The organism is Pigmentiphaga aceris, from assembly GCF_008119665.1.
Lineage (GTDB): Bacteria > Pseudomonadota > Gammaproteobacteria > Burkholderiales > Burkholderiaceae_B > Pigmentiphaga > Pigmentiphaga aceris.
The window spans coordinates 5,909,170-5,922,720 of sequence record NZ_CP043046.1 but is presented as its reverse complement, the minus strand read 5'-3'; the positions used below and the strand labels follow the sequence as shown (position 1 = coordinate 5,922,720).

The following is a 13,551-nucleotide window of genomic DNA, read 5'->3' as shown; positions in this document are numbered from 1 at the left end:
TCCTTTGGTGTGTTGCACCCTGCGTCTGATGATGTCATGCGCGCAGGGCGAAAAAACGTGCAGAAAAAGCCGCGAAAACCTGCCCGCGATCTATTCCTGTTCCGTCATCAACGATGACACGGTTTCGTCCACGCCCAGTTCGCGCAGCGTGCGGGTGTGGCGTGCCACGGCGTCGATGAAACGCGGCGCGCGACCCAGGTCACCGAACAGGGCGGTGTAGGCGGTGAACACCGCCACCCGGCAACGCTCTGCGTCGGCCGGGTTGCTCAGCTCGGCGGCTTGGCGATCGCCGTCGGCAATGCGCTGCGCCAGCTCGGCAGCCAGCGGGTCGTTGATCGAATACCCCGTCACCCCAGCATCACCACCACGCAGATAATGAATCCACGCCGCCACGGCCAGGCTCAGGCAGGTGATCGGCTGGTTGGCGCGCAGCCGGTCGGCGATGGTGCCCAGCAGGCGTTGCGGAATCTTCTGCGTGCCGTCCATGGCCACTTGCTGCGTGCGATGCGGCAAGGCCGGATTGGCCACACGTGCCAGCAAGCGGGCACGGAATCCATCCAGATCCACACCCGGAATCGTACCCAGGGTGGGGGCGATTTCCTCGCGCATCATGCGGTCGACAAAACGGCGGAACGGGGCGTGCGCAATCACCTTGTTGTTGGTCTCGATGCCTGACGAGGCACCCAGGTATGCCAGGGTGGATTGCGGTGCGTTCACGAAGCGCAGTTTCAGTCGCTCGAAGGGTTCGGCCGATTCGACAAAGCGCGCGCCGCCCAGGTGCCAGTCGGGCCGCCCGGCGACGAAGTGGTCTTCCACCACCCATTCCAGAAAGGATTCGCCAACCACCGGCCATGCGTCTTCCACGCCGAGCGCCTCCGAGATACGGGCACGGTCGGCATCGGTGGTGCGGGGCACGATGCGATCGACCATCGCGTTCGGGAAGCTGCACTGTGCGCTGATCCAGCTGGCAAGCGCCGGGTCGATCTGCTCGGCCAGTGCCAGCACCAGACCGCGCAAGGTGTCACCGTTGGAGGGCAGGTTGTCGCAGGACAGCAAGGTCACGGGCGGCAGACCACGCTGGCGGCGCAGGTCCAGGCTGCGCACGATGACGCCCAGCGCGCTGCGCGGCGCATTGGCATGGGCCAGGTCGTGCACGATCTCGGCATCGCCTGTGCGCAGTGCGCCGGTTGCAGGTTCGCGGTTGTAGCCCTTCTCGGTCACGGTCAGGCTGACGATGCGGGTGTCTTCGTGCGCGATCTGTTCCAGCACCGCGGTGATGTCTTCCGATGCCACCAACACTTTCAACAGGCCGCCCACCACTTGCAGGTGTTCGGCCGGCGCACCTTCTTCGTCCACATCCAGCACCGACACCGTGTACAGACCGGATTGTGCTTGTAGTGCATCGCGGGTGTCGGGGCTGCGCAAGGACACGCCCACGATGCCCCATCGCAAGTCACCGCTGCTTGCCATGGCCGCGTCGTTGACCACCGCCTGATGACCGCGATGGAATGCGCCAATGCCCAGGTGCACGATGCCGGCCTTCAACTGGCTGCGGTCGTAGCCCGGGCGTTTGACGTGGTCGGGCAGGGTGGACAGGGTCTCGGGAGACAGGCGTTGCATGGGGCGTCGATTCCTTGAAGTAGGTGCGTCTGCACGCACCTTACCAATGCCACACGGTCCCGTCATGCGCCAATCGGTTTACGGGAAGATACGCACGGTAGTTGACGCGTGACTGCCCAGCTGCAAAGTGGGCAATCACGCGTTCGGACAGCCTTTCATGAGCTACCCACGCACATCACATCACATCACCGCACCCAACTGCCAGGGCACAAACTCGTTCTGTCCGTAACCGTGGCGTTCGCTCTTGGTGGCTTCACCGGATGCCGTCGCCAGCATGTGCCGGAAAATGCGTTCGCCCATTTCGTCGATGCTGAGTTCACCGTCGATGATCGCGCCGCAGTTCAGGTCCATGTCGTCCTCTTGCCGCGCCCACAAGGCACTGTTGGTGGCGAGCTTGAGCGAGGGCGACGGGGCACAGCCGTAGGCCGAGCCACGGCCGGTGGTGAACACGATCAGGTTGGCTCCGCCTGCCACCTGCCCGGTGGCAGACACCGGGTCGTAGCCCGGGGTGTCCATGAACACCAGGCCACGCGCCACGACGGGTTCTGCGTATTCGTAGACGTCTACCAGGTTGGTGGTGCCGCTCTTGGCGATGGCACCCAGCGACTTCTCCAGAATGGTGGTCAGCCCGCCCGCCTTGTTGCCGGCCGAGGGGTTGTTGTCCATCTCGCCCTGATTGCGCGTGGTGTAGTCCTCCCACCAGCGAATGCGGGCCAGCAGTTTGTCGGAAACTTCAGGTGACACGGCACGGCGGGTCAGCAGGTGTTCGCCGCCATAGATTTCCGGTGTCTCCGACAAGATGGCCGTCCCGCCGTGGCGCACCAGCCGGTCTACTGCCGCGCCCAGTGCCGGGTTGGCCGACAGACCGGAATATCCGTCCGAACCGCCGCATTGCAAACCCACTGTCAGGTGGCTGGCCGACACCGGTTCGCGCTGCACCTGGTTGGCGTCTGCGAGCATGCCTTCGACCAGGGCAATGCCACGTTCCACCGCCTTGCGGGTGCCCCCGGTTTCCTGGATGTTGTAGGTGTGCAGATGCGGGCCTTCGTGCAGGCCCTGGTCGGCCACCACACCGCTGATCTGGTTGGTTTCACAGCCTAGACCCACGATCAGCAGGGCGGCGAAGTTGGCGTGCCGGGCGTAGCCGCCCAGGGTGCGTCGCAGCACCTGCATGGGTTCGCCCTCGGACCCCATCGCACAGCCTGCGCCGTGGGTCAGCGCGACCACGCCATCTACATTCGGATAGGCCGCCAGGGCTTCCGGGCGCACGTCGCGTCGGAAGTGATCGGCAATCGCGCGCGCCACCGTGGCCGAACAGTTCACCGAGGTCAGGATGCCGATGTAGTTGCGCGTGGCAACCCGCCCATCGGCCCGGACGATGCCCTGGAAGGTGGCGGGCACCGGGTCGAACTCGGTAGGCTGTGCGCCTTGCGACACCTGATAGTCGCGCTCGAAATCCGAGAAGCGCAGGTTCTGGGTGTGCACGTGTTGGCCGGCCGCGATGTCCTGCGTCGCCACCCCGATGATCTGGTTGTAGCGACGCACTGCTTCGCCCTGAGCAATCGCGCGGGTGGCCACTTTGTGGCCCGGGGGCACCAGGCCGACAACGACCATGTTTTCGCCGGCCAGGTGCGTGCCACCCAGCAACTGCTTGCGTGCGATCACCACGTTGTCGGCGGGGTGGATGCGAATGAAGGGTGGGGTATTGCTCATGAGTGCATCCTTATCGGGTCAGACCCATCACACGCGGCAACCACAGCGTCAGCGGTTCGATATAGGTGATCAGAATCAGCGCGCCGAACAGCGGGATCAGCCAGGGGATGATGGCGGCGAAGGTGCGTTCCACCGATATCTTGGCGATCCGGGCCAACACAAAGGTGATCATGCCCAGCGGCGGTGTCAGCAAGCCGATCATCAGGTTCAGCGTGATGATCACGCCCAGATGCAGCGGGTCTACGCCCAGCTTCAACGCGATCGGCAACAGGATCGGCACCATGATGGTGATGGCGGCAATCGTGTCGATGAAGCAGCCGACGAACAGGATCAGCAGGTTCACCAGGAACAGGAATACCCACTTGTTGTCGGTGAAACCCAGAATCGCATCGGCCATGGCCTGTGCGGCCTGGGTGGTGGTCAGCAGCCACGCGAAGATCGATGCCGCCGTGATGATGAACAGCACCGATGCGGTGGTTTCCAGTGTGTCGAAACTGGCCTTGGCAAGTGCTTTGAAGGTCATCGAGCGGTAACGGATCAGACCCAGGAACAGCGCCCACAGCACGGCCGCCACGGCGGCTTCAGTGGGTGTGAACCAGCCCATGGTCATGCCGCCGATCAGGATCACCGGTGCCATCAACGCCATCACGGCCGACCAGTCGAAATACCAGTCGAGTGCGATCAGCGCCACGAACGCAATGCCCACGGCCACGTTCACCGACACCCCCACCTCGGTCATCAGCCAGATCGCCATCGGGAAGGCCAGCACGACCATGATCTCGATGCCTGCCTGGCCCAGTCGGCGCAGGTTGAAGGGCACGTCGCCGCCCCAGTTGTTGCGACGTGCGATGTAGGCAACCGTGAGCATCATCAGCAACGTCATCACGATGCCGGGCAGAATGCCTGCCAGGAACAGCGCGCCGATCGACACGTTGGCCATCATGCCGTAGATCACGAAGGGCAAAGACGGCGGGAAGATCGGGCCGACCGTGGCCGATGCAGCCGTTACCCCGACGGCGAATTCGGTGTTGTAGCCGTGTTCCTTCATGGCCTTGATTTCGATGGTGCCCAGGCCGGCCGCATCTGCAATGGCGGTGCCCGACATGCCCGAGAAGATCACCGAGCCCATGATGTTGACCTGGCCCAGGCCGCCGCGCATCCAGCCCACCAGGGCGATGGCGAAGTTGTAGATGCGGCTGGTGATGCCGGCAATGTTCATCAGGTTGCCGGCCAGAATGAAGAAGGGCACGGCCAAGAGCGGGAAGGATTCGATGCCCGCGATCATGCGCTGCGCGACCACCACGTCGGGAATGGTGCCCGACACCACCAGGAACAGCAGCGACGAGCCGGCCATGGCAAGTGCCACCGGCAGGCCGAGCAGCATCAGAATCACAAAGGAACTGAGCAGGAGGGTCATGTTGAGTGTCCTTGGTGTCTTAGACGACGTCGTAGGCTTCAGGGCGTTCGAGAATCGAGTAGCCCTGTTTCCAGTGCTGCCACGCCACTTGCAAGGACCGCAGCAGCATCAGCACAAAGGCGACCAACACCACCCAGTACACATGGCTCTTGTTCCAGTTGATGGTGGTCATGGGCTCATTGCCCACCAGGTTCACGTAGCGCCAGACCAGCACGGTGCCGTAGGCGAAGAACGCCACACGCGCGATATCCACCAGGGTCGACAGCACCCGGCCCGCCGACTTGGGTAACCAGCGATACAGCACATCGACCTGAATATGGCGATTGGTGCGCACGCACATCGACGAGCCGATGAAGACCACGCCGATCAGGCAGTACACGGCGAGTTCTTCGGTCCAGGCAAAGGAGTCGTTCAACACGTAGCGCGTGAAGAATTGCAGGAAGACAAACAAGGCCATCACCCAGAACAGCAGCATGGCAATCCAGTCCTCGACGGCGTAGCCGTTCAGGTCGACGTCTTGCGGCCCGCTGTCTTCGAAGCTGTGGATGATGGCGTCGGTGCGGTCTTCCTCCGCACCGACCGGGCGCGCGTGTGCCCCGGTGGGCAAGTCAACGGACATGGTTCACCTATGTATCAACGTGGGTGAGGCGGCCACCCGCATGATGCGCAGCGGGCCGCCTGGGGGGAGTGGGTCTCAGGGCATTATTTGATGGCCTGGACTTTTTCCCAGTCCGCTTTCTGATAACCGTAGGTCTCAAAAGGCACGGTCTTCAGCACACGGTCGCGGAACTCGTTGGTGTCGACTTCGGCCACAGTGATCTTCTTGGCGCGGAAGGTTTCGACCAGTTCCTTTTCACGTGCGATCACGATCTTGCCGGCGCGTTCGGACGCTTCCTGGGCCACTTGCTGGAAGATCTTCTTGTCTTCATCCGACAGCTTTTTCCACAAGGCTCCCGACACCACGGTGTTCAGGTGATCGACGATGTGTCCGGTCAGCACGATGTTCTTCTGCACTTCGAAGAACTTCTTGGCTTCGATGGTGGGCAGCGGATTTTCCTGTGCTTCCACGGTGCCGTTCTGCAAGGCCAGATAGACCTCGGCGAACGCGATGGGTGATGTGTTCGCTCCGCAGGCGCGCGGCATGGCCAGGTAGGCCGGCACGTCGGGAACACGCATCTTCAAACCCTTCAAGTCGTCGCATTTGGTGATGGGTTTGTTCGAGGTCGTGTGACGCGTGCCGTAGTAGGTCGTGGCAAGAATGGTGTTGCCACTGGCCTTGTTGTAGCCGGCGGTCAGCTCTTTGTAGATGTCGCTTTTGGTGTAGGCGATCAGGTGTTCCGGGTTGCGGAAAATGTAGGGGTAGTAAGTGACCCCGATGCGCGGGAAGGCCTTGGCGGCAAAGCTGGACCCCGAGATGATCATGTCCACCGTGCCCAGTGTCAGGCCCTGGTTGATGTCGTTTTCCTTGCCCAGCTGGGACGCCGGATAGACATCGGCCGTATAGCGTCCGTTGGTACGCTTCTTGATCTCTTCTGCCGCCCACACCGATTCGGTATGGAAGGGTTCCGAGGTTTCATAGACGTGGGCCCATTTGAGCTTGGTCTGGGCAAATGCGCCGGTGCAGGCGGACAGGGCAACCGCGGCCAGCAGGGCGCGGTAGGGCAGGGTGTTTTTCATCGTGCATCTCCTGGGTCGACACTGTGAATCGGTCAGGGCCGCGAAACCCGGACCGAGAGGCAATCTGGTGCTGCCGGTTCGATCAAAAACTGCGGAAAAACTGCGGGGTCTAGCGTGAAATCGGGTGAAGAAAGTGCGAAGTAGAACGTGGCAAGCCTGGCTGGGTGAGCGCCAGGCGTAACTGCAATCACTGGCTGGTCAATGGGGCCTTGCTGCTGCGACTAGCTGCCACGCCTTCGGCCTGCGTCCAGTTGGCGCTCAGGCGGTCGAAGGAACGGTCAAGGTGGTCGTGCATGGCCTGACGCGCACCGGCCGGGTCGCGCCGCTCGATGGCGGCCACGATGGCGCGATGCTCGGAAATCGCCACCGCCCAGATCGCGGGCGTCTCGAAGTAGTTGGTCAGCTGCGCAAAAAGCGGATTGCTGCGTTCGTCGAACAGCTCGGTGACGATGCGCAGCAGCACCGAGTTGTCGGCGGCTTCAGCAATCGTCAGGTGGAGCAGGCGGTCGCCCTGCACGGATGAACCGCCGATATCGGCTTCCTGCTGCATCAGGCGCAGGCTGTGGTGCAGCGCGGCAAGGTGTGCGGCGCTGGGATTGCGCGCCGCCTGGGCGGCCAGCTCGCTTTCCAGGGTCTGGCGTGCACGGATGATTTCCAGGGGGCCTTCGGCGGTGACGGGGCCATCAGACAGGTTCTGATCGCGCGCCAGCACATAGACGCCAGAGCCGGTACGCACTTCGACCAGCCCTTCGATTTCCAGCGCGATCATGGCTTCGCGCAAGGACGGCCGGGACACGCCCATCTGGCTGGCCAGATCGCGTTCCGGTGGCATGCGTGCGCCGACCGGATACTCGCCTTGCTCGATCAGTTGCCGAAGCTGGTCGGCAATCTGTCGGTACAGCCGTCGCGGTTCGATGGCGTGGAGTGGCATGCAAGCGCACCTGAATTGGACAAGGGGTAAAACTGTCTGACCAATTCAGTGTCTTGTAAAAATTCGTATATGGGCAGTTGGGAATTTCCCGATTCGGGTTATCCGTGGCAGTGCTTGAAGCAGTGCCTGCAAGCTCATGTCAATGCGCGAATTGCCGGACGGACATCATTGCGATGCGCATCGTAGTCGGCCCATGGGTCGGGGAGTTCCAGCCGCTCGTCTGCGTTGCGGATCGTCCATTGGTCACTGGACCGGAGTTCGGGAAGTTCGTCCCAAGACAGCGGTACAGAGATTCCCATGCCCGGGCGTGCCCGTGCCGACCACGCGCTGGCCGTGGTGGCACCACGACCGTTGCGCAGGTAATCGGCAAAGATTTTGCCAACGCGGTTTTTCGGCCCGCTTTTGGCGACAAAGCGTGCGGGAATGGTGCGCGCCAAATGAGCAACGATAGTTTGCGACAGGTCTTTGACCGCATCCCAGCCCAGGCTGGGCTTGATCGGCACCACCACGTGCAAGCCCTTGCCGCCACTGGTTTTCAGGAAGCTGGTCAGTTCCAGCTCGTTCAACAAGGCCCGCACCAGTTGCGCGCCTTCCACCATGTGCTTCCATGCCAGGCCATCGCCCGGGTCCAGGTCGAAGGTCATGCGGTCGGGTTTTTCGATGCTGCGGGTGGTGGCGTTCCAGGTGTGGAATTCCAGCACGTTCATCTGTGCTGCGCCCAGCAGTGCTTTCAGAGTAGCGACTTCCATCAAGGGGGCGTGGTCGGGGTCGAAGTCCGGGTTCAACTGTTTGATGCCGGGAATGCTGAGTTTGTCGTCGTGCTTCTGGAAGAACTGCTGGCCGCCCACGCCGTCTGGCGCACGGACCAGGGATACCGGGCGACGCTGCAAGTGCGGCAGGATCGCCGCCGAGGCGCGGGCGTAGTACTCGACCACTTCACGTTTGGTGATGCCGCTGCTGGGGTCGACCACACGGTCGGGGTGGGTGATCTTGACGGTGGTGGGGACGGCGCTGTCGGCGGAGGCTGCTTGTTTGGTGGCAGCTTGCTTCGAGCGGGATTGCTTCGTGGCAGACTTTTTGGCCGCTGGTTTTTCTGTGGCAGATTCGGCCGGTGTGTTCTTTTTGACAGCGGGGCGTTCAACCGTCTCGCTGGCTGTCTTCTTCGCAGTTTTACTGGCTCGGGTGGTAGTTGATGCCTGGGTCATATCCACGTCTCCATCTGCCTGAGCTTGCTTGCTCACATGGCCGTCTGCATCTACGGTGGCCGATTTTTCCAGCACAATTGCCTTGGCGGGTTTGTCGTTGCGCAGGCCGTGATAGACGCCCTGACGAATTTTCTTGTCACGCGTCCATCCGGCAAAGGACACCTCTGCCACCAGCGTGGGTTTGACCCAGTTCACACGCAGGTTGCGCGCCGCATTCACCGCAGGCGTCTTGTCGACGTGCAATTTTTCCAGGCGTGTCTTCAGGTCTTTCAACACGTCCTGCGTGAAACCGGTGCCGACATTGCCCATGTAGTGCAATTTTCCGGCCGCATCGTAGACCCCCAGCGCCAAGGCACCCAGGCCAAGTCTGCTGCCTTGCGGATCGGTGTAGCCGATGACCACAAATTCCTGACGCTGCGTGCACTTGAGCTTGATCCAGTTGCTTGAGCGCCCGGTGCTGTAGTGCGCGTCTGCCCGTTTGCCGATCACGCCTTCCATGTGCAGCGAGCAGGCGCTGTGCAGCAGGCTTTGGGGCGTGGCGTCGAAGCTTTCGCTGAATCGCACGCGCGGGTCGGGGGCGTCTTCAAGTAGCTTGCCAAGCAGGGCGCGTCGCTCGCTCAAGGGGCTTTGGCGAAGGTCCAGGCCGTTGAAGAAAGGCAGGTCGAACAGGTAATACTGGATCACGTCGCCGCGCGCTGCATCGAGTGCGTTTTGCAGCAGTTGGAAGTCGGGCACGCCATGCGCATCGGGGACCACGATCTCGCCGTCGAGCCAGCCGGACGGCAACCCCAAGGCTTTCACTGCCGCCGCCACGCGCCGTAGCTTGCTGGTCCAGTCGTGCCCATTGCGCGTGAACAGGCGCACCCCATCTGCATCGACGCGGGCGAGCAGACGGTAGCCATCGAACTTCATTTCGTAGATCCAGCCGGTATCGGCGGGTGCACGGTCCACCAAGGTGGCAAGCTGGGGTGACAGGGTCAGCGGAAGTTTCGCTTTGGTCGCGCCAGCGGGCAGGGTAGCGGTGTTGGGTTTTGTCTTTGATGGTGCCGTCGTCGTGCGAGTGCTGTCGGCACTGGCAGCCGCCTTCGCTGCGCGTTGTTCGGCACGGACGGCCTTGGCGGGCAGCGGTGTGTCTGCTTGTGATGTGGCAGCGGCTTTCTTCGTTGATGGTTTTTTTGCCGCGCTCGTCGCGGCAGGTGCAGCTTGTTTCGCTGACTTCTTGGTTGCCTTCTTTGCGCCGGTTTGCGCAGACGTTGCGGGCCTCTCAACCGTCGACCCATTCAACACACTATCCGGCAAAGCATCGACCACATTGAACGCACTGGCTGCCTTGGCCTCGTCGTCCTTTTCCTTGATCAGCAGCCAGGCTTCCTGCTTTTCCCCGGCGCGCGGACGCATTCGCACCAGGGTCCAGTGTCCGCGCAGTTTTTCACCGTCGAGCGCGAACTTGAGCTTGCCAGCGGCGTACCCCTCCCGCGCGTCACCGACGGGTGTCCAGGTGCCCCGGTCCCACACGATCACCGTGCCCGCACCGTACTGCCCGGGCGGAATCGTGCCTTCAAAACTGCCGTAGTCCAGCGGGTGATCTTCCACGTGAACTGCCATGCGTTTGTCGGCTGGGTCCAGGCTGGGGCCTTTGGGCACGGCCCAGCTTTTCAGGCTGCCATCGAGTTCCAGGCGGAAGTCATAGTGCAAATTGCGCGCCGCGTGTTTCTGCACCACGAATGACAGCGGTGCGCCCTTTTTCGCACGGCCGCCCTGGGGTTCGCTGGTCAGCGAAAAATCGCGCTTGTCGCGATAGCGTTGCAAGGCATCAGGCATGACAGTCTCACGCGAGTGTTTGAATTATCCGGGGGGCAAGCGCACCCAGCCGCAATTCACATGCCTTGAACGCTTTGGAATCGGTCCACCAGTGTTGGTAGAGGTTGATTTCTCACTGACGCGATAAGTCCACCCTGGTAGCCAGGTTGTGCATCAGATCGTCGCGGGCACGCAGACCTGCATTCGGCTTGGTTGCACGTTCGTCTTGAATGAGGCTTGCGAACACCAATTGGCGGCCGTCTTTGCGTGCCCAGCCGACGAACCATCCGTAGGCGTTGTTTGCGGTGTAGACGCCGTTGTTGCCGGGCGACCCCGTGCCGGTTTTGCCATACACACGCCAGCCGCCGGCTTCACCAGCCTTGAACAGTGTGTCTGCCAAGTCGTAGGCTGCGGGCTTGAGCGTCAACTGCCGATTGACGATCTTGCGCAGAAAGCCACTTGTTCCAGCGGAGAAATGCGCAGCGATGAGATGATCCATGCGCCTTCCATGCCGTTGCGCTTGCCGGGTTCTCCAGAGACGTCTTCGTTGCCATAGTGAAACGCCGAGGCATAGCGCTGGAGGCGTTCCTGACCAAGGGTTTTGGCGGTCAGCTGTGAATACCAGACGACCGAGTATTTGATCCAGCGTTCAGGGTCTGTGGGTTGGCGCCAGGCATCGCCGGCCCAATCGGGATAGCCGGGTTGGAAGTTCCATGTCGGCGTGTTGGGGCCTTGCAGGATGCCTGCATCCGCACCCATCAAGGCCAGGGGTATTTTGAAGCTTGAGGCGGGCGTGTAGCGTGCCGCACAGGCCTGCTGCGTACCTTGCTGATACACGATGCTGCCGTCTGCGGCATCCGCAACAACGGTGCACAAAACGGTAGCTTGCGCTGAGACGCGTGTCAGTGCGGACAAGGAAAGTGCTGCGCCGAGGGCGCACGCAGAGAGTCGGATAGTCATGTTTGAAGAACCGGGGGGGGGGGGGGAAACGGAGGGAAGTCAGGCGCTGCTGGCGCGGCCGTTAAGCAAGACGAGGGTCAGGTCGCGGTCGTCGATATGGACGCGCATCACCAGGCAGCGTCCGGCCTCGGTTGAGGTACCGGTCTTGGACAGGCGGATGTCCCACCCTTGTGCACCGACCAGGGGGTTGGTGTTGCGATATCGGAGCTGCTTGCCTGCCGCGTCCAGGGTCTCGGCGACGGTGGTGGTGCTGCGCACGATCTGCGGGTAGGACGTGGCTGCGCTGACGATCTTGCCAACGTCGGCAGCGCTGGCGCGGTTGGCGGTGGACAGGCCGGTCGGTTCTTCCAGTGTGGTGTGTTCAAGGTGCAGCGCTGCCGTCTTGCGCTGCAGGGCCTGTGCGAATGCCGTCTCGCCGCCGGGGTAGGTGCGTGCAAGCGCGTGGGCCGCGCGGTTGTCCGACGCCATCAACGCCAGCTTGAGCACGGTGTCCAGCGGCACACTGGCACCTACCGGCAGCGGCGAGGCTGCACCCATGGCGGTGGCGTTTGCATCGCGTTCGTCGATCAAGATGTGGCGCGACAGATCCGGCGCGGCGTCCAGAACCACCATGGCGGTCATGAGTTTGGTCAATGAGGCGATCGGAACGGCATCGTTTTCAGCTTGACCAAGCAGGGTAGTGCCCGAGTTGGTATCCAGCACCAGCACATGGGACGCGCCGCTTGCTTCGATCAGGGTCTGGATGCCTGGCAAACGCGCCATCAGGTGTTGCGCCTCTTGTCTGGATAAGGGCTGCGCCGGACCGATTTTCAGCATCGACGTCAGCGTTGACGTCAGTGCGGACCAGGTACCAACGCCCGCCAGCGCAAACGACATTGCCATGACAGGTAGCATTGCCAAGCGCCGCGTGCCTAGCGTATCTGGACGCACCAGGCGACGGATACGGTCGAGCAGCTCACCGTCTTGCGCGGCGGGTGCCACCGGCACTGACATGTCAGCCCCCGTGTCCTTCAATGCATAAAGCGCACGTGCCAGCGGCATGGGACTGCCGATCAACGCCGCCGCCATCTGGTCGGCAATGTGTTCGCGCTCGATACGCAGCCGACGCGACAGCCACCAGATGGACGGATGGAAGCACAGCAGTATTTCCGCTGCGTGTTGAAGCAGATTGACCAGATAGTCATGACGCCGAACGTGGGCCAGCTCATGCGCCAGCAACGCCGTCAGCAGATCAGGCGGCATGCCGGTGATGAGCGAGGCCGGCACCAGAATGACTGGCTTGAGCCACCCTGCGGTAATGGGTGTGGACAGGTGTTGCACGACCCGAATGTCAACCGTGCGCGAAAGCCGCAGGCGACGCGCCATGTCGGCCGCGCGTGCCTGCCAGACAGGATCGTCCCACGAGCGGCTGACGCGTATTACGCCCCGCAACCACACCAGTCCGAACCACACGCGCAACGCCGCCAGTGCACTGCCGGCCAGCCATGCCAGCGCCAGCCACACCGGCCATGCCGATGTCACGGTGCCTGGTGAAAGCGGGGAGGCAGCGCTGGTCGCCGGTAGCCCGTTCCATGCCGATGCAATCTCTGTGATGCCGATGCCCAAGCTGGTGAACAACGCGAGGCCCAGCAGCGCATAACGCAGCTTTGCGTCACTTGACCGTGTCAGCGCCAGCAAGGCCAGCGTGGCGGCATGCAAACACAGAATTTTCCAGGCCAATGCGGGCAGGCCGCTGCCGATGGCCCAGACCCCGGCAAGCAAGATTTCGCTCACAGCTTGTCGTCGCGCAGCAGGGCTTCGATTTCAGCGCGGTCTTTCTTGCTGACGTGGCCGTCGCGCAAGGCGGCCACCACCAGTGCCATGCCCGAGCCCGCGAACGCCTTGCCGATCAGATCCTTGATCAGGCCGCCCTGGGTCGCTTTCTGGCTTTGGGCAGCGGCATAAACGTGGGAGCGTTGGCTCTCGTCGCGCGTCAACAGGCCCTTGGCATGCATGATCTGCATCAGTCTCAGCACGTTTGCGTAGGTCAGACCATCGCGTCGCGCAGCCATGCTGGCGTGGGCCTGCTTGACGGTGGCGGGGCCCGTCTCCCAAAGCGTTTGCAGCACATCGAGTTCGGCGCTGGTCGGCTTGGCGATGGTGGCGTGGCTATTGGTCATGAATGAAAGTACTGAAGACAAAAGGCGTATCTAGAATAGTTTGTCTAGAAAATTTTGTCTACAAAAGTG

General features: G+C 62.3%; 9 protein-coding genes and 1 pseudogene. All 10 read right to left on the bottom strand.

Going from position 1 to position 13,551, the window contains the following annotated elements:
• Positions 1-90 precede the first annotated feature (90 nt).
• Entirely contained in the window at positions 91-1,620 is a 1,530-nt protein-coding gene (locus FXN63_RS25550) for a mannitol dehydrogenase family protein (RefSeq protein ID WP_148818370.1), read from the bottom strand.
• Between the two features lie 180 nt (positions 1,621-1,800).
• On the bottom strand, positions 1,801-3,333 hold the full coding sequence (locus FXN63_RS25545) for a UxaA family hydrolase (RefSeq protein ID WP_148818368.1): 1,533 nt from the start codon (positions 3,331-3,333) through the stop codon (positions 1,801-1,803).
• A gap of 10 nt (positions 3,334-3,343) precedes the next feature.
• Positions 3,344-4,750 carry a TRAP transporter large permease gene (locus tag FXN63_RS25540; RefSeq protein WP_148818365.1) on the bottom strand — a complete coding sequence of 469 codons (1,407 nt, stop codon included), beginning with the start codon at positions 4,748-4,750 and terminating at the stop codon, positions 3,344-3,346.
• Positions 4,751-4,769: 19 nt separating this feature from the next.
• Positions 4,770-5,369 carry a TRAP transporter small permease gene (locus FXN63_RS25535; RefSeq protein WP_148818363.1) on the bottom strand — a complete coding sequence of 200 codons (600 nt, stop codon included), beginning with the start codon at positions 5,367-5,369 and terminating at the stop codon, positions 4,770-4,772.
• 83 nt (positions 5,370-5,452) lie between these two features.
• The gene (locus FXN63_RS25530; protein ID WP_148818361.1) at positions 5,453-6,427 is read right to left on the bottom strand and encodes a sialic acid TRAP transporter substrate-binding protein SiaP; all 975 of its coding nucleotides are present in this window, start codon (positions 6,425-6,427) and stop codon (positions 5,453-5,455) included.
• A gap of 187 nt (positions 6,428-6,614) precedes the next feature.
• A complete protein-coding gene (locus tag FXN63_RS25525) occupies positions 6,615-7,358 on the bottom strand; it encodes a FadR/GntR family transcriptional regulator (RefSeq protein WP_148818359.1) in 744 nt (247 codons plus the stop codon).
• A 134-nt stretch (positions 7,359-7,492) separates the two neighbouring features.
• Positions 7,493-10,384, bottom strand: a complete 2,892-nt coding sequence (ligD, locus tag FXN63_RS27220) for a non-homologous end-joining DNA ligase (RefSeq protein ID WP_148818357.1) — start codon at positions 10,382-10,384, stop codon at positions 7,493-7,495.
• A gap of 112 nt (positions 10,385-10,496) precedes the next feature.
• Positions 10,497-11,323: pseudogene (blaOXA, locus tag FXN63_RS25515) on the bottom strand (class D beta-lactamase).
• Positions 11,324-11,362: 39 nt separating this feature from the next.
• Positions 11,363-13,096: a M56 family metallopeptidase gene (locus FXN63_RS25510; RefSeq protein WP_148818355.1), complete on the bottom strand. Its 1,734-nt coding sequence runs from the start codon at positions 13,094-13,096 to the stop codon at positions 11,363-11,365.
• On the bottom strand, positions 13,093-13,482 hold the full coding sequence (locus tag FXN63_RS25505; protein ID WP_148818353.1) for a BlaI/MecI/CopY family transcriptional regulator: 390 nt from the start codon (positions 13,480-13,482) through the stop codon (positions 13,093-13,095). The genes FXN63_RS25510 and FXN63_RS25505 overlap by 4 nt, the downstream gene beginning before the upstream one ends.
• Positions 13,483-13,551: the final 69 nt, after the last annotated feature.

Excerpts from the sequence above, each read along its gene's own strand:
- FXN63_RS25550 (WP_148818370.1), bottom strand. The coding sequence starts at position 1,620 with ATGCAACGCCTGTCTCCCGAGACCCTGTCCACCCTGCCCGACCACGTC.
- FXN63_RS25545 (WP_148818368.1), bottom strand. The coding sequence starts at position 3,333 with ATGAGCAATACCCCACCCTTCATTCGCATCCACCCCGCCGACAACGTG.
- FXN63_RS25540 (WP_148818365.1), bottom strand. The coding sequence starts at position 4,750 with ATGACCCTCCTGCTCAGTTCCTTTGTGATTCTGATGCTGCTCGGCCTG.
- FXN63_RS25535 (WP_148818363.1), bottom strand. The coding sequence starts at position 5,369 with ATGTCCGTTGACTTGCCCACCGGGGCACACGCGCGCCCGGTCGGTGCG.
- FXN63_RS25530 (WP_148818361.1), bottom strand. The coding sequence starts at position 6,427 with ATGAAAAACACCCTGCCCTACCGCGCCCTGCTGGCCGCGGTTGCCCTG.
- FXN63_RS25525 (WP_148818359.1), bottom strand. The coding sequence starts at position 7,358 with ATGCCACTCCACGCCATCGAACCGCGACGGCTGTACCGACAGATTGCC.
- ligD (WP_148818357.1), bottom strand. The coding sequence starts at position 10,384 with ATGCCTGATGCCTTGCAACGCTATCGCGACAAGCGCGATTTTTCGCTG.
- FXN63_RS25505 (WP_148818353.1), bottom strand. The coding sequence starts at position 13,482 with ATGACCAATAGCCACGCCACCATCGCCAAGCCGACCAGCGCCGAACTC.